Source organism: Pseudomonas fluorescens, assembly GCF_000968015.1.
In the GTDB taxonomy this organism is placed as follows: Bacteria; Pseudomonadota; Gammaproteobacteria; order Pseudomonadales; family Pseudomonadaceae; genus Aquipseudomonas; species Aquipseudomonas fluorescens_W.
The window spans coordinates 46150-72185 of record NZ_LACH01000032.1 but is presented as its reverse complement, the minus strand read 5'-3'; the positions used below and the strand labels follow the sequence as shown (position 1 = coordinate 72185).

Genomic DNA, 26036 nt, shown 5'->3' with positions numbered 1-26036 from the left:
CGATGTTTGCGCGAAATATGTGACCGGGTTATTAAATCCGGTCATTTGCTTTCGCAACACGTTCGGCGAAGTCGGTGGCGTTGATCTCGCCGATCACCCGCACATCGGTGTGTTCGACGCCGTCCTTGCCGAAAAACATCAGCGCTGGCGGGCCAAACAGTTTGTAGCGGTCGAGCAAGGCGCGTTGCTCGGCGTTGCTGGCGGTGATGTCGAAGCGGATCAGGCGATAGCCTTTGAGGTGTTCGACGACCTTGGCGTCGTTGAGCACCTTGCGTTCGATGACTTTGCAGCTGATGCACCAGTCGGCGTACCAGTCGAGCAGCAGCGGGGTGCCCGATGATTTGGCTTCGGCGAGGACGCGGTCCAGGTCAGCCGGGGTGCTGACAGTTTGCCAGGCGCTGGTGTTTTGCGGTTGCTCGTTGCCGGTAACCGTGCGCGGCTGGCCAATCGGATTGAGCGGGTCGGTCTGGCCGCTGAACGCTCCATACCAACACGCCAGCGCATAAAACAGCAGGAACATTCCCAGCAACTGGCCCAGGCGTTTTCTCGGCGGTTTGTAGACGAACTCCAGCGCCCCCATGAACAACCCGACGCCACCGGCCAGTAAGCCGATCAGCAGCAATGTGATCTGGCCCGGCAGTACTCGACTGAGCAGACCGATCGCCAGCCCCAGCAACAAAACGCCAATCGCGTTTTTCACATAGATCAGCCAGGGTCCGCTTTTCGGCAACCAGGCGGCGCCACCGGTGGCGACCAGCAACAGCGGAGCGCCCATGCCAAGGCCGAGCATGAACAATTTCAGACCACCGCCCAATGCATCGCCACTGGCGCTGATGTACAGCAGCGCGCCGGCCAGCGGTGCCGAGACGCAGGGCGAAACCAGCAGGCTGGAAACCACACCCAGCACAGCGGCGCCCCACAACGAACCACCCTCGGTGCGACCGGCGATCCGATCCAGCCGACTGCTGATGGCGTGAGGCAGTTTGAGTTCGAAGACGCCAAACATCGCCAAGGCAAACAGCGCAAAAAACATCGCGAACGGCACCAGCACCCACGCCGATTGCAGCCGCGCCTGAAGATTGAGTTGTGCGCCGAACATCCCCATCAACGCGCCGAGCAGGGCGAAGCAGACGGCCATTGGCAGCACATAAGCGAGGGACAGATTGAAGCCGCGCAAACCACCCACCTGTCCGCGCAACACCACGCCGGACAGGATCGGCAGCATCGGCAACACGCACGGTGTGAACGTCAGACCCAGGCCCGCGAGGAAGAACAGCGCCAATTCGCGCCAGCTCCAGGCCGGGGGCGCACCTGTGCTGCCCTCAATACTCAGGCGCTCGGTCTCGGGCGGATAGCACAAGCCTTTGTCGGCGCAACCCTGATATGTAACCACCAGGGTGAAGGCGCGTTGATCGGTGCGCGGCAGCTCTACATCGAGAACCCCGTGGTAGACCTCGACATCGCCAAAATACTCGTCGTGTTTCTGTTCGCCCTTGGGCAGTTGTGCGGCGCCCAGGCTAACGTCCTGCGGATCGGCGCGAAATTGAAAGCGGTGCCGGTAGAGGTAGTAACCCTCTGTGGCGACGAAACGCAGCTTGATCGATTGCGGCGTGCTTTCTACCAGGCTCAGTTGAAAGGCTTCACGTACCGGCAGAAAGTCGGCGCTGTTGTTGATCGAGCCCAACGTCGAACTGGGCCGACTGTCCAGCAACCCGGCAGCGGTGGCCGGCAGGGCGAGCACTAAAAACAACAGGCAGAGCAAACGGCGCATGACAATCTCGCGTATCGAAAGTGAGGGCATGATAGCGGACAGTCGCGGGGTGTGCAGGGTGGGGAGTTTTGCGGTGATTGTTCTGGCGCCATCGCGAGCAAGCTCGCTCCCACAGGGGTACGCATTCCATTGTGGGAGCGAGCTTGCTCGCGATGGCGATCTATCAGACGCGGAAGGCTTGGACGGCTGTATGCAACCGTCCACCCAGCACCAACAAATTCTCCCCCTGCACGCGCCCCTCGCCAATGCGCAGCAAGTTATCCCCACCCAATTGGTGAATCCGTTCACTGTGATCGCGGATCTCGCTGACGGCGCCGCTCTGCTGGGCGGTGACATCGGCGATACGCACGGCGGTGTCGGAAATGGTCTGGATCGCGCCGACGATTTTATCCAGCGCACCGTCGGCGGCCTGGGCCTGATTGGCAGTGGCTTCGGCGTGTTCGACCTGGGCGCGCATGCCTTCCACCGATTGTCGCGCCGCGGTTTGCAAGCCGGCGATCAGTGTCTGGATCTCTGCTGTGGCGCCGGCGGTGCGTTGTGCCAGTGAGCGAACTTCTTCGGCCACCACCGCAAACCCTCGACCCATTTCCCCGGCACGAGCGGCTTCGATGGCGGCGTTCAGGGCCAGCAGGTTGGTCTGGTCGGCAATCGAGCGGATGACTATCAGCACGCCTCCGATGGTTGCCGACTCTTCGGCCAGGTGTTCGATCATTTGCGCGTTGCCTTGCACTTCACCGACCAACGCGTGCAGCCCGGTGAGGCTCAAGCCGATGACTTTCTGGCCGTGCTCCACCGCCAGCCCGGCATGGCGGCTGGCGTCGGCCGCTTGGCTGGCATCGCCGGCAACCTGTTGAATGGTCGCTTCCAGCTCGCCGAGAGAATCACGGATCAACGCCGTGTCGCCGGCCTGATGTTCGGCACCGCTGTGCAGGTCATTGCTCAACTCGGCCAGGGTTCGGCTGCTACCGGCGACCTGCTCGGCGTTGAGGCGAATGGTCCCGACCAGGTCGACCAGATAGGCGCGCAAGCGATTGAGCGAAGCTTGAATGTCATGCAGTTCGCGATTGGTCGCGCCCAGTTCAATGTCCCGACTGAAGTCGCCCTCGGCCCAGGTCGAAAGGGCCGGGGCGAGGTTGGTCAGCGTCCGGGCCAGTTTCCGTTGCAAGGTGTCGATCAACAACGCAATCAGCAGAATCAGGCCGATCATCACGCCTTGCATCAGTCGCACTTCGCCCTGGATCTGCCCGTGCTGGGCGCGAACCACCGGCTCCAGTCCGGCAATGGCCTGCTGCACGGCGGCGATTTTCTGGTGAGTGGCGGCGCTGAGGTCGGTGCGTTTCTGGATCTGGTCACGAGTACGGGAAAGTTCGGCCGGGTAGCGCGTCAGCAGGCTGTTGAGTTCGCGCTTGAGGCCAACGCCCGCATCTTCGGCAACGGCTTTTTCGGTATTCTCCAAGCCCATCATCGCGGCGAAATCATCGGTGCCGGATTCGCTGCTGCTGGCTACACCGAGCAGCGGCAAGGCGCCCAGCAACTCAGCCTGAGTGCGGATGTTGCTGACTTCACGCTCGACGTCGGCGGCCAATTCGCTGCGGCCGCTGCTGACCAGTTTGTCCCGGGCCAGAGACAACTTGCCCAAGTGCTGGGAGGCGGCGAGCAACGGCGTCAGATACGCCGCGTTAGTGCTGGCGTACTGGCTGAGCTGATCGAGGCTGGCACCGAGCTCGCGTTCGGCTTGCAGCAGCAGCGCTTGCGGATCACCCGCGAGTTTGCCGGCGGCCAGCAGGTCGGTTTTGCTGAATTCTTCGAGGTTCGACAGGCTCGGGCGCAAGGTGTCGGCCAACGCTGGCGGCAACTCACCGAGTTCCTTTTGCAGGCTGTCGATGGCTTGGCTGGCGCTGCTCAGGCGCAGGGCATCGCCGCTGGCGAGGTAGTCGTCGATGTTGCGCGCAACTTCATTCTGAAATTGCTGGGACAGGCCCAGGTAACGCTCCATCAATAGATAGGGGCGCTCCAGGGCCTTTTGCGACCACCACAGCGTGGCGCCAAGGGCCACGCACACGGCGACTAAAAGGAGGGTGTTGAGATTGGTCAGCAGCTTCAGGCGCATCGCGGGTCTACCAGCGGCAGAATGGTAAGCGCCTGAATTTATTGCGTTTGTGTTACAGGGTTATGACCGAATGGGTCGATTCCGATGAAAAGGTGGCACTTTGCTTTGCTGTTCGCGCGGCCTGCACGCGGTTGCGTCCGGCGTTCTTCGCGCGGTACAGCGCTTCGTCTGCCTGGCTGGCCATCATCAGGCTGTCGGAGTTTTCACACAATTCCACCACCCCGGCGCTGAACGTGCACCAGAGGTCCTGCGGTTGAGCCGGGTAGTGAATCTCGGCAAAGCGTCGACGGATTTCGTCGAGCACTTTATGGGCCGATTCGAGATCGGTGTCCGGCATGACAATTGCGAACTCTTCGCCGCCGTAACGGCCGATGAAATCGGTCTTGCGCAAGCGTTGCTTGAGAAACAGCGCCAGGCTCTTGATCACCCGATCGCCCATGGGGTGGCCGTGGCTGTCGTTGACCCGTTTGAAGTGGTCGATGTCGAGCATCGCAAAGCTCAGCGGCTTGTTCTCGCGACGGGCGCGGAAGCTGCAGTCTTCGAGCAATTGCAGAATGTGCGTGTGGTTGTACAGCCCGGTGAGGCTGTCGCGGACCATCCGCGCTTTCAGATTGCGTGCCCGCGCCGCGCGGTTGCGCACGGTGGTGATCAGGTGCCGGGGCTTGATCGGTTTGGTCAGGAAGTCGTCGCCGCCCTCGCTCATGGCGTCGAGCTGTTTGTCCAGATCGTCTTCGGCCGACAGGTAAATGATTGGCACGCTGACGTAACGGTCGTTGTGGCGAATCACTTTGGCCAGTTCAGTTCCGGTGCAGGCCGGCATGTACATGTCGAGGATGATCAGGTCTGGCTGGAAATCCGCGAGCTCGGCCATGGCCAGGATCGGCTCGATCAAGGTCCGCGTGACGATCCCGGCACTATTGAGCAGGCGCTCGGTGTGCAAGGCCTGGGCGCGGGAGTCGTCGATGATCAGCACTTTATAAGGTTCGTACTGGGCGACGCAGGTCAGGACTTCGATTTTCTCCAGCAGGCTCGAGGCTTCGAGGGTGCCGGTCAGGAATTCCTGGCCACCGGCACGCACGGCGGCGAGACGGGTCGGGGTATCGGTTTCGTGCAGGCTGAAGAACAACAGCGGCAATTGATGATCGAGGCCTTCCTGGGCTTCGGCGGCCAGTTTCAGGCCGATGCCGGTACCACCGAAGTCCACGTCCATGACGATTGCCGCGGGCAAGCGCTCGACCATCGAAGAGCGGAACGCCGCAACACTGTCGAGGGCTTGCGCGCTGAGCCCGAAAAACTCCAGCTGCTTGGCCAGACGCTCGGCGCGGTCGTAATCCTGCAACATCACGTAGATCGGCTTGCGCAGCGGCGGCAGGAAGGTTTGTTCGAACTGGTCGCCGTGGCGCAGGCCGGTGCGCGACAGACGCTGCATCAAACGATTGAGTTCGGTGATCAGTCCGCTGCTCAGGCGTCCGCGATTGGCGTCGACAGCCTCCAGCGACTGACCGATGTGGCGTGCCAGCTGCGTGTGTTCAGGTTGTTCGAAGCGTTCGGCGAAACGCAGCAGGCGCAGGTTGGCCTCGCTCAGTTCCGATAAGTCGGTGGTGGACCACTCATTGCGTTGCAGGCGCTGCCATATCTCAAGAATTTGACGTGCCTGATGAATTACCCGCTGGGCAAAGTGGTGCTTGAGGCGCTCACGGCTGGGGTCTTCTGGCTCGGTCATATCCTGACTACTAGTTAGGGTGCATGCTGAGATCGACTGGTGGCTCTATGCTAGCACCTCTTTTCCATCGCATGAGTGTCGTATGTCAATTAACTGCAAAGCGACCTTATTCAGTTCCTGACCGACTGGTCGCATAGGATCCAGGTTGTGCTTCATTTATAGTGGCCGTCGATCATGGTCATTGTGCGGGTAGTGTTTGCGCAGGATTTAATGCGCGGCAAACGAGGCACGATGAGATAGGGTTGTGGTCGAACCGATGAACTCAAGTGATTGAAAGGATATCGCCATGCTGGACTGGAAGAACCGCGCGGGCAGCGCGCCTGAACGTGCCGCTGAACCGAAATCGGCCACCCGGAGTTACTTCGGTGGTCTGTTGTTCAGCCGGGCGCTGGCCACTCTGATTGGCCTTTACTTGCTGGTGGCTATTGCGCTGGGCTGGTACTGGAGCCAGGAACCTGCGCTGTTCCCGGTTCAGCAGAACGCCCAGATGGCCGCCGAGAAAGAAGGCAAGCAAATGGTCATCGGCTACACCACGGTCGAAACCCTCAAGACCGTCGCCGGTACTTTGCTGACCAAGCCGGGTGGCTATATTTCCAACGACCGTTTCCCGCCGGGCCTGTGGATGGATAACACGCCGAGCTGGGAATATGGCGTGCTGGTCCAGGTCCGCGACCTGAGCCGTGCCATGCGTAAAGACTTCGCCCGTTCGCAGTCGCAGTCCACCGAAGACGCCGACCTGGCCAAGGCCGAGCCGCGTTTCAACTTCGACAACAAGAGCTGGGTGCTGCCTTCCAGTGAGTCCGAATATCAGGAAGGCATCAACTCCCTGAGCCGTTATCAGGCGCGCCTGTCCGATCCGAGTCAGAAAAGCGCGCTGTTCTATGCCCGCGCCGACAACCTGAACAATTGGCTGGGCGATGTCGGTACCCGTCTGGGTTCGCTGTCGCAACGGCTGTCGGCCAGCGTAGGCCGGGTCAAGCTCAACACTGCGCTGAAAACCGAAGTCCTGGCCCCGGGTCAGGTGCCGCAGGTCGACGAAGAAATCGTCGAGACGCCGTGGATGCAGATCGACAACGTGTTCTACGAAGCTCGCGGTCAGGCCTGGGCCCTGTCCCATCTGCTGCGCGCCATCGAAGTCGACTTCGCCGATGTGCTGGCCAAGAAGAACGCCACGGTCAGCGTGCGTCAGATCATTCGTGAACTGGAAGCTTCGCAGGAGCCGGTCTGGAGTCCTATGATCCTTAATGGCAGCGGCTTCGGGGTGCTGGCCAACCACTCTCTGGTCATGGCCAACTACATCTCCCGGGCCAACGCCGCAGTGATCGATTTGCGTCAATTGCTCAATCAGGGTTAAGTCATGGTCGATAGCGCCAGAGAGGTCGCGCACCGCGCGGCCTCGGATGCCGAACAGATCGCCTGGGTTGACGAGCAGGACAACCTGCTCGGCGCCCTGGTCCGCTCCGACCTGCGTGAGCGCGGGCTGATCGGGCGCGGCACTTACATCATGCTGTTCAATTCCGCCGGTGAACTCTGCGTGCATCGACGCACGCTGAGCAAAGCCATTTATCCAGGTTTCTGGGATGTGGCGGCGGGGGGGATGGTGCTAGCGACCGAAACCTACGCCGAATCCGCCGCCCGCGAACTGGAAGAAGAGCTGGGCGTGAGCGGTGTGGAACTGACCGCCCATGATCACTTTTTCTTCGAAGACACCGGCAATCGGCTCTGGTGTTCGGCGTTTTCGGCGGTGTGGGACGGTCCTTTGATCCTGCAACCCGAAGAAGTCCTTGAGGCGCGCTTCATCCCCGTTGATCAAGTCCTGCTGGAAATCCAGCAAAAGCCTTATTGCCCGGACTCTCTGGCCGCATTGAAGCGGTATCTTGGTTCTCGGGGGAATGACGTCGCAAAAGAGGTATAAATTGGCGCCGATTGGCTCTTAGCAAGTCGGCTTTTTGCCGTTACACTGCGCGACCTTGTAGGAGCTGTCGAGTGCAACGAGGCTGCGATCTTTTGATTTTACCGTTGAATCAAAATCAAAAGATCGCAGCCTCGTTGCACTCGACAGCTCCTACACGCATACACAGTGTTGTACGTTTTCAGTAGCGCTGCCCCTGCCTGAGTGGGGCTTCGCGGTCGATAGCCTGCCCAAGTGCTGCGACCAGTCTTTGTCCTCCCAAGAGGATTGCCGGTGGCCAAAAAAGCCGCATCCTTCGCCGCCCTTGGTGGCTTGGTATTTTCCACCGACGCAGGTCGTCATTGCCCGGATTGCAGTAAACCGGTGGATGCCTGCATCTGCAAACAGACCGTTATCCCGGCCGGCGACGGCATCGCTCGTGTGCGTCGCGAAAGCAAGGGGCGTGGCGGCAAGACGGTGACCACCATCACCGGCGTGCCGTTGGCCGAAGACGCGCTCAAGGACCTGGCGACCACGTTGAAGAAACGTTGCGGGACCGGTGGTGCGTTGAAAGACGGAATCATTGAAATCCAGGGCGATCATGTCGAGCTACTCTTGGCCGAGCTGATCAAACACGGTTTCAAAGCGAAGAAGTCCGGCGGCTAGCAGCCTCTGTGAAAACCACCCTCGGCTTGATCCAGCCCTGATCCGATTCAGGTTTGGCGTCGCCTACATGGTTTTCACAGAGCCTGTTCTGACCGGTTTCTAAACTCACTGCGGTCAGCGAGGTCTATCCCCTCGTTGACGAACCGTCATTTTCATTCTTTAGACTGCGCCGGCCTGAACCCAGGCGACGCTCTATGACTTCTTTATAGGGGACTTCAATGTCCGTACGACGCACACGCAAAGACGATGGCAGCCAATGGACAGTTGCGGACAGCCGCAGTGTTTACGGGATTCGCCATTGGGGGGCCGGGTACTTCGCGATCAATGACGCCGGTCGCGTCGAAGTTCGTCCGAACGGTCCGACCAGTTCGCCTATCGACCTGTTCGAGCAAGTCGACCAGCTGCGTAAAAGCGGCCTGTCCTTGCCGTTGCTGGTGCGTTTCCCTGACATTCTGCAAGACCGCGTGCGCCAGCTGACCGGCGCCTTCGACGCCAACATCGAGCGCCTGGAATACCAGAGCAAGTACACCGCGCTGTACCCGATCAAGGTGAACCAGCAAGAAGCGGTGATCGAGAACATCATTGCCACCCAAGACGTGTCCATCGGTCTTGAAGCCGGCTCCAAGCCTGAGCTGCTGGCCGTGCTGGCCCTGGCGCCGAAGGGCGGCACCATCGTCTGCAACGGCTACAAGGATCGCGAATTCATTCGTCTGGCGCTGATGGGCCAGAAGCTCGGCCACAACGTGTTCATCGTGATCGAGAAAGAATCCGAAGTTGAACTGGTGATCGAAGAAGCCGCCTCGCTGAAGGTCAAGCCTCAGGTCGGTCTGCGCGTGCGTCTGTCGTCCCTGGCGTCGTCCAAGTGGGCAGACACCGGTGGCGAGAAATCCAAGTTCGGTCTGTCGGCGGCGCAATTGCTGTCGGTGGTCGAGCGTTTCCGCGCGGCGGGCCTGGACCAGGGCATTCGCCTGTTGCACTTCCACATGGGCTCGCAGATCGCCAACCTGGCGGATTACCAGCACGGCTTCAAGGAAGCGATTCGCTACTATGGCGAACTGCGCAACCTCGGCCTGCCGGTGGATCACATCGACGTCGGTGGTGGTTTGGGCGTGGACTACGACGGTACGCACTCGCGTAACGCCAGCTCGATCAACTACGACATGGACGATTACGCCGGTGTCGTGGTCGGGATGCTCAAGGAATTCTGCGACGCGCAGAACCTGCCGCACCCGAACATCTTCTCCGAAAGCGGCCGTTCCCTGACCGCTCACCACGCGATGCTGGTGGTGCAAGTGACCGACGTCGAGAAGCACAACGACGACGTGCCGCAGATCGACAACAAGGAAGAACTGCCGGAAACCGTGCAGTGGCTGGTTGACCTGCTGGGCCCGACCGATATCGAAATGGTCACCGAAACCTACTGGCGCGCCACGCACTACATGAGCGACATCGCGACCCAGTACGCCGACGGCAAGTTGACCCTGGCCGAGAAAGCGCTGGCCGAGCAATGCTACTTCGCGGTGTGCCGTCGTCTGCACAACTCGTTGAAGGCTCGTCAGCGTTCGCACCGTCAGGTGCTCGACGAACTCAACGACAAGCTGGCCGACAAGTACATCTGCAACTTCTCGGTATTCCAGAGCCTGCCGGACACCTGGGCCATCGGCCAGGTCCTGCCGATCCTGCCGCTGCACCGTCTCGACGAAGAGCCGCTGCGCCGTGCCGTGCTGCAAGACCTGACCTGCGACTCCGACGGCAAGATCAAGCAATACGTCGACGAGCAGAGCATCGAAACCAGCCTGCCGGTTCACAGCTTGAACGACGGTGAAGACTACCTGCTGGGTATCTTCCTGGTCGGTGCCTACCAGGAAATCCTCGGCGACATGCACAACCTGTTCGGTGACACCGACTCGGTGAACATCTACCAGAATGCTGACGGCAGCGTGTACCACGCCGGTATCGAAACCCACGACACCATCGAAGACATGCTGCGTTACGTGCACTTGTCGCCGGAAGAGTTGATGACCCACTACCGCGACAAATGCGCCAGTGCCCGCATCACCGCCGCCGAGCGTACCCAGTTCCTCGACGCACTGCGTCTGGGGCTGACCCGTTCCTCTTACCTGTCTTCTTGAGGTAAGGCACCGCTCTCATCAGGTTGTCTGAAAATGTTCCGCACGTAGCGGAAATTTCAGATGACTTGGTGGGATGCCTCTCTGATTTCAAGCGAAATGACTTACATTCTTGGCCATCCAAGCGATGTGGTCTTCTTTTCGCGTAGGTCATTTCCTAAGTTGTACTTCGGCACTCTACTCGGCCAACTCTCTCGGAGAGAATCCCCGACCGCCCCTCCTGTAGAGAATCGCCGATGTTCGATCCAGTCAACGAGCCGTCATTTCGTCTGGATGTAGAGGGTCTGCCCGAGCCCTTTGAGGTCTTGGCGTTTACCGGTAGTGAAGCCATCAGCGAGCCTTTTGTGTTCGACGTGGATGTGCTGATCGATGACCCGACACTCGACCTTGCAAGCCTGCTGTACCGTCCGGCCTTTCTGCATGTCGGGCCTGCGGGAAACGGCTTTCACGGACAATTGCATGAACTCGTCCAACGTGATCATGACTCGGCTGTCAGGCTCTGCCGCGTACGTCTGGGGCCGAAGCTGGCGTGCCTTTCCCTGCGCTTTAGCCAGCGTATTTTCAGCGCGCGCTCGGTGCCGCAAATCCTCAGTCAGGTGCTCAAGGAGCACGGTATTGCCGGCAAGAGTCGGCGCTTTGAGCTGAGTGGCGATTACCCGGCCCGTGAATTCTGCACGCAGTACCGGGAATCAGACCTGCAATTTATCCAGCGTCTGTGTGCCCAGGAACGGCTTCACTACCATTTCGAACACGGCGAGCGCGGGCATTGCGTGGTTTTCGGTGATGGTCAAAGGCACTTTCGATTCGGTGAGCGCGCGGTCTTCCAGGTAGAGAGTGAGCAATCGGCCGTGCGTCAGTTCAAGCTTCTGGGGTGCGCCGGGCAACGAGCCGTGCCGATTGCCGAAGGTCGCACGGACCTGACGGCGCTGCGCAGCGGTCAGTTGATGCCGCTGTCCGGCCATCCGATTGCCGACTGGAATCATCTCTGGCTGCTGACTCACGTCGAGCATCAGGGCCGGCAGGATTCAACGGCGTCCTACAGCAACCAGATCCGCGCGACTCACTGGCAGATGCCTTTTGTATCGCCTCATTGCGCAACGCAACCCAGGATGCACAGCCTCCAACGGGCCTGGGTGGTCGACATTGATGAGTCACGCCCCGATCCGTCCAGGCCGGTGGCGGTGCAATTTGACTGGCTTTATCAGGGCGAGGGTGCGGCGCCCAGCCACTGTTGGCTGCCGTTGGCCGCTGAGCTGGGCGACGCGGCAGTCACACGGTTGAGTGAAGGGGACGAGGTGGTGGTGAGCTTTATCGAGGGGGATCCGGATCAGCCGCTGATTACCGGATTTCTTCACACCCCTTCGTCCGTTGAAGGCGTTGAGGAGGTCGGCCCTACGCGCACATCAGCGACAGACGACGTCGAGGGCTTGCTGGAGTTTCTGCAAGCGAGCGAACCATTGATGTTGCTCTGTCTGCTGCCCGGTGGCGGCAGTTTCAGCCATTGCACACAGCCCCTCTGCACCTGCAGGGCGGCGATGCAGTTTGGCCAGAGCGGTGCGGCATGATCGCCGTGACCCCGCAATGGCTATTGCTGGATGTGCCGGGTGCGCCACAGGCGGGGGCGATGCTGCAACAGCAGTTTGCGCATGCCCGGTGGTTCTGGTTGTTCGAAGGCACTGAGTGGCATGCGTTGCGTGAACACGGCCCGGCCCTGATCGACCTTCGGACATGCCCTGAGCTGGTCGGGTTATGTGACAGCGAAGTGCCCCTCTGGCGCGGTTTGCTGATGGCCAGCGACGTGCCGTCGGCTCTGTTGCTGGAGCATTTGCGCCGCATGCTCACGGTCACGTTCGGTCTGCATCACCGAGCCTTGTTGAGTTACTACAACCCACAAACGGCCAGTTATTTGTTCGATGCCTGCGATGCGCAGGAACTGAGTCGCTGGCTGGGTCCTATCAGCCATTTGCGCTGGTTCGGCGGGACGTGGGCCGACCGAGCGATCGGCAGTCAGGGCTGGCAGCAGTTGGTCAATCCGGGGCTTGCCGTCAGCCCTTTGGCGGTTGAAGAAAACCTCAGTCCTCATCAGCAGGAAAAACTGCAGACCTGCCTGCTGGAGCAGCATGCCTGGCTCTGGAGTCGATCCACCGGGACTGACTACAACACGCTGTGGTCCCACGTGCAGGAAGGATTGGCGCTGGATTTTACCGAGCGCCCAGTACTCGATGACTGGTTATGGCTACGCTTGCAGTACCCCGGCGCTTTGCCTGGGCACGCGTTGCCGGGACTCACCCAGCAGGAGCGTCTCGATAGCCTGCGCAACCTGTGGCAGAACGATCAACCCTGAACACGAGGTTCAACATTGATGGCGAGCACCACGCGGCGGTTGTTCAGCCTGATAATCGGCGGCGTAATGCTGGCCGTGATGACGGCGTGCTCGCCGCTGAAGTTGCTCAATGCGCTGACCCCCGACGCAACCTTCGACAAGACCGAGGGCATTGCCTATGGCCCTGATCCGCGGCAAAAACTCGATGTGTATGTACCGCGCCCTCCCATGAAAAACGCCCCGGTAGTGGTGTTTTTCTACGGCGGCAGCTGGAACAGCGGTTCACGCAGCGATTACGCTTTTGTCGGCGAGGCCTTGGCGTCCCGGGGAATTATTGCGGTGCTGGCGGACTATCGGTTGTATCCGCAGGTGCGTTATCCGCTGTTCCTTGAAGATGGCGCCCGGGCCGTGGCCTGGACCCATGAACACATTCGTCAATATTCCGGGAACCCTCAGCGGTTGTACCTGATGGGCCACAGTTCCGGGGCCTACAACGTTGCGATGCTGGCGCTGGACCCCGGATTACTGGGGGCGGTGGGTTTGTCGCCGCATAACCTCAGCGGCTGGATCGGTCTGGCGGGGCCTTATGATTTTCTGCCGATCAAGAATCCGCAGGTGCGTCCGGTGTTTTTCTGGCCGGACTCACCACCCCGGTCGCAGCCGATCAATCATGTCAGTCGTGGTGCGCCGCCAGCCTTGTTGATCGCGGCGAGCGACGATGAGCTGGTCAACCCGGCGCGCAACACTGGTGGTCTGGCGCGCAAACTGCGCGAGGCGGGCGTGCCGGTGCAGGACCTGTATTTCTCGCGCACCAGCCACGCCACGCTGGTGGCGACGCTGTCCCGGCCGATGCGCGGTTTGGCTCCGGTGCTGGATGTGGTCACGGCCTTCGTCAATGCCACGCCGACTCAGTGAGCTTTGCCGGCGAACCAGCCGTCGTTTTTGTGCAAATACCAGGCAAACGCGCCGAGGGTCAGGCTGCGCAGCAACATGAACAATAGAAAGGTTATCCACAGTCCATGGTTGCCCAAACCTTGCAGCGCCCAAGCGAACGGCAGTAACAACACCACCGTCAGCAGCATGCCGTTGCGCATTTCCCGGGCGCGGGTGGCGCCGATAAACAGCCCGTCGAGCAGGTAACTTCCGACCGCGATCAGCGGCAGCGCGGCGAGGTAGGGCAGGTAAATGAACGCCGTGTCGCGCACGCTCTGAATGTTGGTCTGCATCTCGATAAACAGATGGCCGGCGAACAGGAACAGCACGGCAAAACCCAGGCTCGCCAGCAACGACCAACCGCAAGCCACCACCAGTGAGCGGCGCAGGGCCTCTCGATCACGAGCGCCGATGGCATGCCCACACAGGGCTTCCACGGCGTGAGCCAGGCCGTCCAGCGCATGGGCGGTCAGCAGCAAACCATTGAGCAGCAGCGCGTTGGCGGCGACAGTGGCATCACCCAGTCGCGCGCCTTGCACGGTGATCAGGAAAAACACCGATTGCAGCGCCAGGCTGCGGATGAAAATGTCGCGGTTGACCGCCAATAGCGGCCGCCAGCTCTGCCACAGCGCCAGCGCGGCCCAGGCGATGTGACCGGGATAGGCGCGCAGGGCATTGCGGGTCATTAGCAGGCCGATCAGCGCGCCGGTCCATTCGGCGATCACCGACGCTCGTGCCGCGCCGACCACACCCCACTCCAGCCCGAGAACGAACCACAGGTTCAGCGCGATGTTTACCAGGTTGGTGCTCAGCAGAATCGCCAGCGGCGCCCGGGCGTTCTGAGTGCCGAGGAACCAGCCGACCAACGCATAACTGGCTAGCGCTGCCGGCAGGCCGAACAGGCGAGTGTGGAAAAACTCGCGGGTCAACTGATCCAGCTCCGCCGACGGCTGCATAAAGTGCAGCGCGACCCCGCTCAACGGCACACCCAGTGCTCCCAGGACAATGGCCAGGCCCATGGCCAACAACAGACCCTGCAACAAAATCTGCCGCAATGCCGCGCCGTCCCCACGCCCGGCGGCCTGTGCGGCGAACCCGGTGGTGCCCATGCGCAGAAAACCCATGGCCCAGGCGAGAAAGGTATACAGGCTGGCCCCGACCGCGACGGCGCCCAACTGATGGGCATGGGGCAAGTGGCCGATGACGGTACTGTCGACCAGCGCCACCAGCGGTACGGAAATGTTCGAGAGAATCATCGGCGCGGCGAGCGCCCAGACTCGACGATGGGTAGGGCGGTCGCGCCAGTCGGCGATCAGGTTGGACATGCAGGCTCCTTGGGGGAGCGGCATTGTAGCGGTTGATTGGGGATGTGCGGCGATTCGGAAATCGACCCCTCACCCCAACCCTCCCGAAACGTCGGACCGCCCCATGGGGGAGAGGGGGAAAGGGAGCTGATCTCCAGGCTTTTCAAAACCTGAGTTCGACGCGAAGTTTCAGGTCGATGTAGCTCGAGAGAACAACCCGGTCAGTCCCCTCGCCCCTCGGGGAGAGGGTTAGGGTGAGGGGGGATTGCCGATCAATGGATTATCCAGCTCAACAACCACAACCCCAGCAGCAACCAGATAATCCCCATGATGATCGACGCATTCATGAACGCCCGAATCGCCGACCACAACAGCATCAACCCCAAAATCAGCGCAACGATGCTGATGATCGACGCGTCCATGCCCAGCGCACGGGACAGCCCTTCGACAAAGTTGCTGCCGGCGTGGCTCAGCAGATTGAACAAGCCGCTGAGGCCGTCAACGATGAAACGGATAACCGAACCGAGTGCCTGGCCGAGCCATTCGAAAAAACTTTCTACCTGCATGTCGTGAGCGTCCTTGATGAAAGTGGTGGCAGGGTTGCCGGACTTGAGCCTTGGGCTATCGAGCAGGGTGCCGAGTTCCCGTAGGAGCTGCCGCAGGCTGCGATCTTTTGATTATGGTGCAAAGATCCGCGCCTCACCGAGACGCTTGCCTTCCCCCGTCATCCCCCCGAAGCTATACGCCTTCAGGAGAGCCCGATGAACCTTGTTGAACTGACCGAACGCCTGCACGCCATCCGTGACCGCAATGACTGGCGGCAATTTCACAGCCCTAAAAACCTGGCCATGGCCGCGAGCGTGGAAGTGTCCGAGCTGGTGGAGATTTTCCAGTGGCTGACCGAAGACCAGTCGCGCCAGTTGCCGGCGGACAAGCTCGCCCATGCCGGGCAGGAAATCGGTGACATCGTGCTCTATTTACTGCTGCTGTGCAGCGAGTTGGGGTTGGACATGAATGAAGTGGTGCGCAGCAAACTCGCGGACAGCGAACGGAGGTTCAGCTGATGAGCGACCGTCATTTCGATCAACTGGCCACCCGTTTCGCCGAAAAAATCTACGGCGGTGCCAAAGGCGCGATCCGTCTGGCAGTGCTTCAGTCCGACCTGGCTGAAACCCTGCCGGACCGGCCGTTGCGCGTACTGGACATCGGCGCCGGCTTGGGCCACATGTCGTTGTGGCTGGCCCAGCGTGGTCATGAGGTCACGCTGGCCGAGCCCGCCGAGCCGATGCTCGAAGGCGCCCGCCAACGCTTTGCCGATGCCGGGCAAACAGCGACGTTCATTCAGGCGCCGTGGCAGGATCTGCTCGGCCAACTCACCGAGCCCTACGACCTGGTACTGTGCCACGCGGTGCTGGAATGGCTGGCCGAACCTCACGCGATCCTGCCGGTGCTGCATCAATTGACCAAACCGGATGGCTGGTTGTCCCTGGCCTTCTACAACCGCGATGCGTTGATCTATCGCAACCTGCTCAAAGGCCATTTCCGCAAGATGCGCAAGAACGACATGGCCGGCGAGAAACAGAGCCTGACCCCGCAGCAGCCGCTTGATCCGCGCGAACTGGCGGCGCAACTTGAAGGCCTGTGGCAGGTCGAAACTCAGAGCGGGGTGCGAGTTTTTCACGACTACATGCCGGTGGAATTCCAGGCCCGCGCCGAACTGGTGGATTTGCTGGAAATGGAACTGGCCCACCGTCGTCACCCAAGCTTTGCCGGGCTTGGGCGCTACTTGCACTGGATCTGTCGGCCGGTCTGATCGGAGCGCGAAATGAACAGTCGTTCGGGGTTATTGGCGATCTGTCTCGGGTTGGCGGCCTGTCAGGGCAGCAACCCTTATGTGGCGTCATCCAACCCCTTGCCACCCGCGCCGCCTCAGGCGGCCAACACCTTTGATCGCAGCGCCTATCCGGTCGCGCCGCGCGACTATGGGCGTTACCGCAGCTGGGCCTGGCTCAACGGGCAGTTGCCGCCGGGCACCACCTGGGCGGATTCGGCGCAGGTCGCCGAAGCCGTCAGCAATGCGCTTGATCAACGTGGCTTGCGCCCGCTGCACGATAGCCGTCCGGCCGACCTGTTTGTCAGCGCCGACCTGCACCTGGAAACCCGCCTGCGTCAGGTTCAGGACGACTATGGTTATTACGGTGGCGGTTATGGCGGTTACAACCGCTACGGCAGCGGTTACGGCATGTACAACACCGTGCCGATCGTTCGCACTTATCAGGAACAGGTCGTGGTGGTGCGGGTTGATTTGTTTGACGCTCAGAGCGGTGAACCGGTCTGGAGTGCCAGCGCCGAAACCAGCAATCGCGGCAGCCAGAGCGAGCGTGTCGATGCGATACGGGAGGCTGTAGAAAAGGCGATGTCGGCGTATCCTCCTAGTTAGCTTCTGTAGTTAAGAAGCATTACGCAGGTTCATGTCTTCAACCGGAGAAATATCATGTTCCGCCGTCTCGCTTTACTGACTGTGGCCGTGCTGCTCACTGCCTGCGCCGGCAGCCAGGTCAATCATGACTTCGATGCCAGCCGCGACTTCGCCGCCTATCGCAGCTGGAGCTGGAAAGAACCCGCCCTGCAATATCGTCCCGATGACCCACGGATCAAGAGCGACCTGACTGAACAACGCATCCGCCAATCGGTGACCGATCAGCTGGATCAGCGTGGCCTGCGTCCGGCAGCGGATGGCAAAAAGGGCGATTTGAGCGTGCAGACCTATCTGATCGTCGAACAACGCCAGCAACAAGTAACCACCAACTACGGCGGCGCGTGGGGTAATCCATGGAACGGCTACTGGGGTGGGCCGATGTACAACGAAACCCGTAACGTCAGCTACAAAGTGGCGATCATCCAGATCGACCTGCTTGATGGCAAGGACGGCAAACTGGTGTGGCGCGGCAGTGACGAGCAGATACTCAGCCGCACACCGAACCCGTCGGATCGCAGCACGGCGATACGTGAAACGGTGGGGCGAATTCTCGCCAACTACCCACCCAAATAAACAGCTGGAAGATCAAAAGATCGCAGCCTCCGGCAGCTCCTACAGGGGTACATCAATCCAATTGTAGGAGCTGCCGGAGGCTGCGATCTTTTGCTTGTGATCTGCGAGCAGCCCGCAAAAGCGCCAACTACACTGCTGTTCACCCAAGGAGGTAGCCCTCGGCTGCGTACCGGCAAAGGAGTGCGTGATGTCTCCCCGTTTGCAGTTTCGCAGCCCGTCCCGGCAACGGGGTGCGATCGGTTTGATGGCGGCGCTGACATTGGGCATGGCCCTGATGTTCTTGCTGGTCGTGGTCGACAGCGGTCGTTTGTACCTGGAAAAACGTGACCTGCAGCGCGTAGCGGACATGGCCGCACTTGAAGCCTCCACCCGAGGCGGTGATTGCGCCGCTGGCAACACCGCTACCGTTTATGCCACCGCCAGCGCAAACCGTAATGGCTTCACCCTTCCTGACCCCAATCGCAATCTGCTGGTCGCTTGCGGCGCCTTGACCCTGGATGCCAATAACCTTCGAGTATTTGGCGCCGACCCGAGCAAGAGCGAAGCCATTCGGGTGATCGCCAGCCATTCGGTCCCGCAGAGTTTCGCCGGCGGTGTCGGCGCCCTGTTCGGTGGCGCTCCACGCGCGGCAACCATCAACCTGACGGCCAGCGCTGTCGCCGCATTACCACCACCGCAGGCTTCGCTGACCCTGCGCAGCACGACGTTGAGCGTCGACACCAGCAAATCGGCCACGCTCAACGCGCTGTTCGGTGGTTTGCTCGGAGGCAACCTGAACATCAATGCGGCGGGCTGGAACGGACTGGTGAACACCAACATCAGCCTGCTCGGCTACCTCGATCGATTGAAAGTCGACCTTAACCTCAGCGCTGCCGGGTATGACCAGGTATTGGGCAATACGATTGCCGTCAGCCAGCTGATTCAGACCGCCGTCAATGTACTGGACCCCGGCGGCACTCTCGGTGCGACCGCCACCATTGCGAGTCTTCAAGCGCTGAAGGTCGCGGCAGGCGCAACCACCGTCGTACTCGGCAACGTGCTGCACGTCGAGGCTGGCAGCACCGTGACGGCGCTGGGGACCACCCTGAAAGTGTTCGACCTGATCGAAGCCGTCGTGCAACTGGCCAACAAGAAAAACGGCCTGGTGGCGACCCTGCCGATCAACCTCGCGGGGCTCGCGCAAATTACTGCTCGGGTGCAGATACTGGAGCCGCCACAGCTCTCGGCCATCGGCAATCCGAAAAGCGCCGCGCTCGCGCCTTTGGGGCCCAACCGGATCTATGTGAAAACCGCTCAGGTGCGTACATTGCTGTCGATCGACTTGCCCATTCTGAGTGCGATACAACCCTTGCTCGAGGCAGCGGCGGATCTTGCCGGACCGTTGACCAATACCTTGAACGCCTTGCTGCATCTCAATCTGGTCGGTGTCATTGACTCACTGACCTGCGCGCTTGGCGCGGCCTGCGAAACACCCTCGATCGTGCCGCTTTCCAATACCGTAAGGCTCGATGTCGCACTGGACGTCGCGAGCGCCAACAGTTACGTCACCGCCTACAGCTGCGTCAGCGCCACCAACAAATCCCTGACCACCAATACCAGCACTTCACTGGTGAAGCTGAAAATCGGCAAGATCGATCCGAACACGGCTTTCGGCAACAACACCACGCCGCCCGCCGTGGTGGTACAGCCGTTGAAGGTGATCGATATCGGGGTGAAGACCTGCCGCCGGTTCCTGATCTTGCCCGTCAGTTGTGACCCGCGAATTCCAGGCGTCGGCGGCGGGATCGATATCATGGCCGACACCACCGTGGCACAGAGCGCCAACCTGCCGCACGTCTATTCCGCACCGCCGGCCACCAGCCTGCCGGAGATCAACCAGCCACCGTTCTACTATTCCTGGTCCACCAGCAATATCGTCAGCAGCCTTACCGACACGGCGACCAACATCAAGGTCAACATGTACGGCCCGACGGGCAGTCTGGTCGGTGGTCTGGGGGCCATCCTCAGCAGTGTCACCACATTGCTGGTCAACGCGATCAACAGCGTGCTCAGCCCGTTACTCGACACCTTGATCAACACACTGCTGCTCAGCCTGGGGATCGATCTGAACAAGGTCGATGTCGGCGCCAACCTCAGTTGTCACTCAGGACGAGCGACATTGGTGATCTGATCGTCGACGGCAATCGGCAGTTCGATACAAAACCGTGCGCCCTCGACCGAGTTTCTGACGCTCAGTTTTCCGCCCATGTTCTCGACGATGCCGTAACTCACCGACAACCCGAGCCCGGTGCCGACACCCACGGGTTTGGTGGTAAAGAACGGCTCGAAAATCCGCTCCAGCAACCGCGGATCGATACCGCCACCGTTGTCCTCGACCCACAGCCGCACCGAATGCGCATCACGTTCGGCGTACACCGAGATCCACGGTTTGAACTCGCGGTCGGCCTCGCGTTTGCCGAGCAATGCATCCCGAGCGTTGACCATCAAGTTGATCAATACCTGTTCGAGCTGATCGACGTAACCGCGCACTTGCACTTCAAACCCGGTCTCGTTGACCCGCAGTTCGACCCCTTTGCCGCGCATCCCTTCGGCCAGCAGCGACAGCGTGCCTTCGATGGCTTGCGCCGGATTAAACGGATGCTGCTCGATCTCCGAGCGGCGGCCAAACACCCGCATGTGATCCACCACCCGCGCGGCGCGCTGGACCTGTGCATCGATGCGGTTGAGCTTGTCGGTCAGGTAGTCGATCTGTGCATCGCCGTTGCTCAGACGCTTGAGCACGTTGACGATGGCCATGCGCATCACATTCAACGGCTGATTGATTTCATGGGCCAGCCCTGTGGCCATTTCACCGAGGGTGGCCATTTTTGCACTTTGGGTGAGCTGCTGCTGGGCGCGGCGCACCTCGGTGTTGTCGCGCCCCACGGCCTGAATCTCCAGCAAATGGCCGTCTTCATCGAACACCCCGCGATCCGACCACACCCACCAGGCATGTTCGCGTCCAGGCAGTTGCAGATTGATTTCCGCGGTGCTGACCGGGAACTCCGGGCTGAGTCGGCTGAGCCGCTGGAGAAACGCTTCGCGCTGTTCCTGCGACATCCAGCTGCCCAGATTCACCCCGGGCAGTTGTTCGGGCTGACACTCCAGGTAAGTCGCCAGCGGGCGGTTGCCAAAGGTCAGGGTCAGGTCCGGGCGGTAGCGGCAGATCATCGCCGGAGAGTCTTCCACCAGGATCCGGTAGCGTTCTTCACTCTGCTTTACCTGTTCGGCGGCCAGGGTTGCTTCGGTGACGTCCAGCCACAGGCCGACGGCCTCCACCGGCAAGCCAAGGTCGTCGCGCAGTAGCTTGGCTTCATCGAGTAGCCAGTGGTATTCGCCGCGACTGTCGCGCAGCCGATAGCGGGTGCGCACCGAACCTTCACGCAGCAAATGTCGGGTACGTTCGAAGTACCGATCACGGTCATCCGGGTGCACCCTTTCAACCAGGTTTCCCGTCGCGCAATCAGCCAGTGTCCAGCCGAGCAGCGGCAGTAGGCTGTCACTGAAAAACGTCGGTTGCAGCGCACCTTCGACATAGCGCTGCACATAGATCACCGCCGGTGAACTGGCGATCAGATTGTCCAGTCGGGCATGGGCCGCCGCGGCGTTTTGCTCCTGGTTTTTGATGTCGCTGATGTCGAGCATGAAACCCAACAACCGCCGGTTTTTACCGAGGCCCAGAACCTGGCCCTGCAGGCGATACCAGTTTGGCGTTTGTGCCAGACGCACGCAAAGCAGCAGCGGGGTGCCGTCGTCTTGCAAGGCTTGCAGACGACTGCTCAGCTCTTCCCGGTCGGCGGGGTGCACCCGATCAAGCCACTCGTGTAGCGGCAAACGATCGACCGCAAGGTTCAGGTTGCTGGCCAATGACGGCGCCAATTGCACCTCGCGACTGTCGCTGAACACCTCCCACCATCCGGTGCCGAGCAAGGCTTGCAGCGACTCCAGCCGTTCCAGCTGCAGATGGTGCCGGTGCTCGCGCAAGCGCTCAAGCAACGGGCCTGCCAGCGCGGCGGTCAGTTGTAACCAATCGCGATCTTTCAGGTCAGGTGCCTGTTGCTGCACCGGATAAAGGCCACACAGCAACCAGGCCGCCACACCCTGAGCATCGTGATAGGGCACCGCGAACCCTTCGGCATTACCGAAGATGCCTTGCAAACGGGGATGTTCAGCGGGTGTCAGGCATTGCGGCGCAGAGCTGTTCAGGCTTTCGAGCCCCGTGCCCAGGCGCTGAGCGTTTTGCCACAGGTGGGGCGCATCGAACGCCGTGTATTGCTGGTGGATCTGCCAGCCTTCTTCCTGTTCATCGAGTAACGCCACCGCAATGCATGGCATGTGGAAACGCTGGGCCAGGCCTTGCAGTTGTTCCGCTAACACCTCGGGCAGGCGCGTCAGGTTGCACCGACGCAACTGTTCGCCGATCTGCGCTGCGAGTAATTGGCATTGCTCGCGGTTGCGTGATTGCCGGCGATCGAGCAACAAGTCGCCGATGTCCAGCAACTGCAACAGCCACGCATCGGCCAATGGCTGGACCCAGCCACGCAGGTGCAGGGGTTGTCCGTTGAGGCTGTAAAAGTCCAGGTCCAGACTCTGTCCCTGCCAGTCGGTGGGCGAGCCTTCAACGGCGAGGCCGCTGTGGGGCATGAGGAAATCGAGCAGATGCGGTGCGTGCGCAGCGGGCGTCTGCTGGGCCAGCACATGCCGCAGCGGGCCGGTCAGGTGAATCACTCGACCTTCGGCATCCAGATGCATCTGCAAACCGACACTTTGCACGCTCAGGGTGTCTGGCGTGTCCACTGGCTGAGGCGGATGGCGGTTGAGCAGGCGCCCGAAAAGTTTGTCTGCGGAACTCAAAATTGCAGGCTCGAACTGGCGCTGAGGTTTGCCGGCAGATTGGGCACTTGGCCAATTCCCGGCAAGTTCAGAAACGGGATCACCTGCTGCAGTTTGCTGGTGGGGTAACTGATGCTGACCTTCAACACCCCGCCCACGTAGGTGGCGCTGGTGTCGGTGGCGACATTGAAATTCAGTGCGGCAGGAATCCAGGCCAGCTGTCGGCTCAGTTCTGTCGTGGCCACGGTTTTTACTGCGGTGTCGTATCCGGGGGTGCTCGGATCCAGCGCCACGCTTCGGCGCACCGCTTCGGCGGTCGACTGGGTGAACGATTGCATCAGCAACAATGGCAAGCTGTAAGTGACAATTCCATAAAACACGGCGAAAAAGATCAGAAACACCAAAGCGAATTCAATCGCTACAGCGCCTTTTTGCTTACGGGGGAGGCCTGTTTTCATGACTGCGTCTACCCTGACATTCACGACGTGATATCAGCATAGAATCATTCAGCCAAAACGGACGTTTTTTACCGGATGCAGAGCTTTGTACTACTGATCTGGCTGACGCTATGCGCAGCACAGGATGCTCGAGAACGGCACATCGCCAATGGCCTGACCCTTGGCGCCGCGGTGTTGGCGCTGGCGTATCTCCTGTGGACGGGCACTACCTGGCTGGGGGCCGAGGGGGTGCAGGGCGGCTGGGCTTGTTTGCTGGCGCTGGCTTTCACCTTGCCCGGTTATGCGCTGAGACGCTTGGGCGCAGGCGATGTGAAACTGATGACCGGCCTGGGGCTGGCGACTGACGGCATGCACCTGCTCGGCGTGTTCATCGGTGCCGGATTGGCCAGTGTGCTGTGGCTGCTGCTGGCGCCAAGAGTCTGGCTTCATATGGGCCAAGGGCTTAGAAATCATCTTCGATACCTGGGGCCTGGAGTGTCAAAGAAACAGCCCTTTGCACCCTTCGTGTTGGTGGGCCTGTTGCTCACACTCGCCTGGTTTCACTAGTCACCCGTTCTATGTACAGAGTCGGATAGTACGTCTACTTTCAATTCAGCAGTTGTCCAGTCTGTTGCTGTTTGTAGAGGAACGGTCAACGTTGACCCGGCAGGGAGTCGCACGTGAACACGCTTTCTTCGGCAGTAAAAATCCTTGTGGTCGACGACCAACCGTTTATTGCCGCGCAGCTTTGTGAGTTTCTTGAAGGCCGCGGTTACCGTTGCGTTCCTTGCGAGACTGGCAAACAGGCCGTCGAGCGTTTCAATGAAGACGAAGCGATTGGCCTGGTGCTTTGCGATTTGCACATGCCCGGTCTGGACGGGATTCAACTGGTTCAGGAGCTGCAACGGTTATCCGGCAAGCACCGTGTGTTTGAAGCAATCATGCTCACTGGGCGTGCGGACAAGCAGGATGTGATCAAGGCTCTGCGGGCCGGGTTTGCCGATTACTACCAGAAGCCGATCAATCTGGGTGAGTTGCTCGAAGGGATTGCGCGTCAGGTAGTGGTTTTGCAGGAACGGCAGAAGAGTGTGCAGCTGGGGCATCTGGATCAGAAGCTGCAGTATCTTGCCGAGTCGATCGATGATCTGTATCAGGATCTGGATAAGGTTCGACGTGGGCCGCGGTTATCGGTTTCCACTGATGAAGATGTCAGTGCTGTGGATCGGGTTGAGATTTCGGCGATTTTCAGTCAGCTGTCGCCAAGGCAGTGGGAGGTGGCGCGGTTGGTGGGGAAGGGGCAGACGAATTATCAGATTGCCTGTGAGTTGGGGATTACCGAGAACACGGTGAAGCTTTATGTGTCGCAGATTTTGCGGTTGACGCATATGCATAATCGGACGCAGTTGGCGCTGGCGTTGTTACCCGGTCATTCTGGATTGCGTCAGGGGGTGACTGCGCGTTAGGTTTTTGTTGGTTTACCTCTCCATTCCTGCGGTAACGACCGGCGACTCACTTTTTTTACAAGCGCCCGGAATGCCTAATGCCAGTGAGGTAAGCCGTAACGCGATTTGTAGCAGCTGCCGAGCCCGCGAGGCTGCGTTCGGCTGCGTAGCAGTCGTAAATCAGTCATTGCGGTACGTCAGGCATACCGCGTCAGCCGGCCTCACGACTGCTTCGCAGCCGAACGCAGCCTCGCGGGCTCGGCAGCTGCTACAAAAAGAGTGTCGCGGCTGGAATTACTAACGACTGGCATTACCCGGAATGCCGGCCCGAAAAAAGTCAGCCAAAGAACGCTAGTCCCAAGCGTCCAATTCCCGGATCAAGACTACCCCCCCGTCCCACTGTCCACCTGCCCGCTTTCATACTGATCGAAGTACTCCGGGATCTCATGCTGATAGCTTTTCAACCAACGCTGCATGCTCAGCTCGCGCTCGGTCGCGGTTGAGGTTTGCGGTTTCTGGGAAGCCGCTTTGTTGCTGCTTTGCAGTTGCAGCCAGCCTTCGGTTTCCTGTTGTTGGGCCGAAGAGGGGCCGGGGTCGATGGCGTGAGCGGTGAGGGGCAGGGCCAGCAGGCCGATGCAGCAGAGGATGGTTGGTTTCATCAAAAGCCTCTCCTTATTGAAGCGTCGGTGTGGCGACGGCGACCTGGTTTGCGGCGGTCGGGCCGGACTTGCCCGGTGTCTTGAGTCTTTGCGCGCGGGCCTGGGCTTCGGTGACTTGGGCGGGGCTCAGGCCGAGACGGCTGACGAGTTCGGCCGCGCGGCTCCAGTCGTCCTGGTAGATCAGCAGCGTGACCAGATTCAACGCAGCCAGTTGATCGCTTTGCTTGAGTTCCATGGCCGTCAGGAATTCAAATCGCGCATCCTCGACGCGTAATTGATTGAGGTACACCACGCCGAGGTCGTTGCGAATTTTCTCGTCCGTCGGCGCTAGCCGTGCGGCCCGTTGCAAGTGGGCTTGTGCCAGGCCGTTGTCGCCCTTGGCGGCGGCGAGTTGGCCCAGGCCGTGTTCGGCTTCGGCGGCCAGGCAACTGCCGAGCAGGCTGCGGTACAACGGCTCGGCTTCGCTGCGGCCCAGCAGTCGATAGACCTTGGCCTTGCGCAGGCGCACGTCGGCCAGGTTGTCGGGCAGGCTTTGCAGGTTGGCGAGGCTGGCGTGCAGTTTGCCGTCATTGGCCATGTCATCGGCGAGGTTCAGCGACAGCTGTTCCTCGGAGGTCAGCTTGCCGCAACTGGCCGTGTTGGTCAGGGCGCTCCAGGGCGTCGCCCCGTTGCTCGCGCAACCGCCTAGCAACAGCAGACTCAAACCGGCAATGATTGCTTTCAT

The 26036-nt window shown here is 60.5% G+C and carries 23 protein-coding genes; 14 read left to right on the top strand and 9 right to left on the bottom strand.

Features of this window, described 5'->3' with window-relative positions:
- Positions 1–31: 31 nt before the first annotated feature.
- From VD17_RS15245 to gcbA, 3 genes are all read right to left on the bottom strand, one after another.
- Positions 32–1771, bottom strand: a complete 1740-nt coding sequence (locus tag VD17_RS15245) for a protein-disulfide reductase DsbD (RefSeq protein WP_046054522.1) — start codon at positions 1769–1771, stop codon at positions 32–34.
- Positions 1772–1934: 163 nt separating this feature from the next.
- A complete protein-coding gene (locus tag VD17_RS33115) occupies positions 1935–2978 on the bottom strand; it encodes a methyl-accepting chemotaxis protein (protein ID WP_440130570.1) in 1044 nt (347 codons plus the stop codon).
- A 955-nt stretch (positions 2979–3933) separates the two neighbouring features.
- Positions 3934–5604 (bottom strand): diguanylate cyclase GcbA, encoded by a 1671-nt coding sequence (gene gcbA, locus VD17_RS15235; RefSeq protein ID WP_046054520.1) that lies wholly within the window; start codon positions 5602–5604, stop codon positions 3934–3936.
- Between the two features lie 286 nt (positions 5605–5890).
- Between gcbA and VD17_RS15230 the strand changes: the two genes are divergently transcribed.
- From VD17_RS15230 to VD17_RS15200, 7 genes are all read left to right on the top strand, one after another.
- Positions 5891–6958, top strand: coding sequence for a DUF2333 family protein (locus VD17_RS15230; RefSeq protein ID WP_033059570.1), 1068 nt, complete (start codon positions 5891–5893; stop codon positions 6956–6958).
- Between the two features lie 3 nt (positions 6959–6961).
- Entirely contained in the window at positions 6962–7519 is a 558-nt protein-coding gene (locus tag VD17_RS15225) for an NUDIX hydrolase (protein ID WP_046054519.1), read from the top strand.
- A gap of 270 nt (positions 7520–7789) precedes the next feature.
- Complete coding sequence (locus tag VD17_RS15220; RefSeq protein ID WP_033059567.1) at positions 7790–8161, top strand: translation initiation factor Sui1; 372 nt, start codon at positions 7790–7792, stop codon at positions 8159–8161.
- A gap of 218 nt (positions 8162–8379) precedes the next feature.
- Complete coding sequence (gene speA / locus VD17_RS15215) at positions 8380–10293, top strand: arginine decarboxylase (RefSeq protein WP_046054518.1); 1914 nt, start codon at positions 8380–8382, stop codon at positions 10291–10293.
- A 233-nt stretch (positions 10294–10526) separates the two neighbouring features.
- Positions 10527–11855, top strand: a complete 1329-nt coding sequence (locus VD17_RS15210; RefSeq protein ID WP_046054517.1) for a contractile injection system protein, VgrG/Pvc8 family — start codon at positions 10527–10529, stop codon at positions 11853–11855.
- Positions 11852–12634, top strand: coding sequence for a DUF4123 domain-containing protein (locus VD17_RS15205; protein WP_046054516.1), 783 nt, complete (start codon positions 11852–11854; stop codon positions 12632–12634). Before VD17_RS15210 ends, VD17_RS15205 begins: the two co-directional genes overlap by 4 nt.
- Before the next feature lie 18 nt (positions 12635–12652).
- Positions 12653–13528 carry an alpha/beta hydrolase gene (locus tag VD17_RS15200; RefSeq protein ID WP_046054515.1) on the top strand — a complete coding sequence of 292 codons (876 nt, stop codon included), beginning with the start codon at positions 12653–12655 and terminating at the stop codon, positions 13526–13528.
- On the opposite strand, the gene VD17_RS15195 is transcribed toward VD17_RS15200, so the two are convergent.
- Both VD17_RS15195 and VD17_RS15190 read right to left on the bottom strand, forming a co-directional pair.
- A complete protein-coding gene (locus VD17_RS15195) occupies positions 13522–14871 on the bottom strand; it encodes an MATE family efflux transporter (protein ID WP_046054514.1) in 1350 nt (449 codons plus the stop codon). The genes VD17_RS15200 and VD17_RS15195 overlap by 7 nt on opposite strands.
- A 251-nt stretch (positions 14872–15122) precedes the next feature.
- Positions 15123–15416: a hypothetical protein gene (locus VD17_RS15190; RefSeq protein WP_046054513.1), complete on the bottom strand. Its 294-nt coding sequence runs from the start codon at positions 15414–15416 to the stop codon at positions 15123–15125.
- Between the two features lie 195 nt (positions 15417–15611).
- On the opposite strand from VD17_RS15190, the gene VD17_RS15185 reads away from it, so the two are divergent.
- The 5 genes from VD17_RS15185 (at position 15612) to VD17_RS15165 (ending at position 20072) form a co-directional block, all read left to right on the top strand.
- Positions 15612–15914: a MazG-like family protein gene (locus tag VD17_RS15185; RefSeq protein WP_046054512.1), complete on the top strand. Its 303-nt coding sequence runs from the start codon at positions 15612–15614 to the stop codon at positions 15912–15914.
- A complete protein-coding gene (locus VD17_RS15180; RefSeq protein ID WP_046054511.1) occupies positions 15914–16663 on the top strand; it encodes a methyltransferase in 750 nt (249 codons plus the stop codon). The genes VD17_RS15185 and VD17_RS15180 overlap by 1 nt, the downstream gene beginning before the upstream one ends.
- Before the next feature lie 12 nt (positions 16664–16675).
- Positions 16676–17290 (top strand): DUF4136 domain-containing protein, encoded by a 615-nt coding sequence (locus VD17_RS15175; RefSeq protein ID WP_046054510.1) that lies wholly within the window; start codon positions 16676–16678, stop codon positions 17288–17290.
- Between the two features lie 54 nt (positions 17291–17344).
- The gene (locus VD17_RS15170) at positions 17345–17902 is read left to right on the top strand and encodes a DUF4136 domain-containing protein (protein ID WP_046054509.1); all 558 of its coding nucleotides are present in this window, start codon (positions 17345–17347) and stop codon (positions 17900–17902) included.
- 187 nt (positions 17903–18089) lie between these two features.
- Positions 18090–20072, top strand: a complete 1983-nt coding sequence (locus VD17_RS15165; RefSeq protein WP_046054508.1) for a pilus assembly protein TadG-related protein — start codon at positions 18090–18092, stop codon at positions 20070–20072.
- On the opposite strand, the gene VD17_RS15160 is transcribed toward VD17_RS15165, so the two are convergent.
- On the bottom strand, positions 20042–22795 hold the full coding sequence (locus tag VD17_RS15160; protein ID WP_046054507.1) for a PAS domain-containing sensor histidine kinase: 2754 nt from the start codon (positions 22793–22795) through the stop codon (positions 20042–20044). The genes VD17_RS15165 and VD17_RS15160 overlap by 31 nt on opposite strands.
- Positions 22792–23232: a TadE/TadG family type IV pilus assembly protein gene (locus VD17_RS15155; RefSeq protein ID WP_046054506.1), complete on the bottom strand. Its 441-nt coding sequence runs from the start codon at positions 23230–23232 to the stop codon at positions 22792–22794. The genes VD17_RS15160 and VD17_RS15155 overlap by 4 nt, the downstream gene beginning before the upstream one ends.
- Positions 23233–23307: 75 nt before the next feature.
- Between VD17_RS15155 and VD17_RS15150 the strand changes: the two genes are divergently transcribed.
- Positions 23308–23778: a prepilin peptidase gene (locus VD17_RS15150; RefSeq protein ID WP_046054505.1), complete on the top strand. Its 471-nt coding sequence runs from the start codon at positions 23308–23310 to the stop codon at positions 23776–23778.
- A 113-nt stretch (positions 23779–23891) separates the two neighbouring features.
- Positions 23892–24674 (top strand): response regulator transcription factor, encoded by a 783-nt coding sequence (locus VD17_RS15145; RefSeq protein WP_046054504.1) that lies wholly within the window; start codon positions 23892–23894, stop codon positions 24672–24674.
- A gap of 362 nt (positions 24675–25036) precedes the next feature.
- Here VD17_RS15145 and VD17_RS15140 read toward each other — a convergent pair whose 3' ends face one another.
- Positions 25037–25312, bottom strand: a complete 276-nt coding sequence (locus VD17_RS15140) for a DUF3613 domain-containing protein (protein WP_046054503.1) — start codon at positions 25310–25312, stop codon at positions 25037–25039.
- 13 nt (positions 25313–25325) lie between these two features.
- Positions 25326–26036: a hypothetical protein gene (locus tag VD17_RS15135; RefSeq protein ID WP_046054502.1), complete on the bottom strand. Its 711-nt coding sequence runs from the start codon at positions 26034–26036 to the stop codon at positions 25326–25328.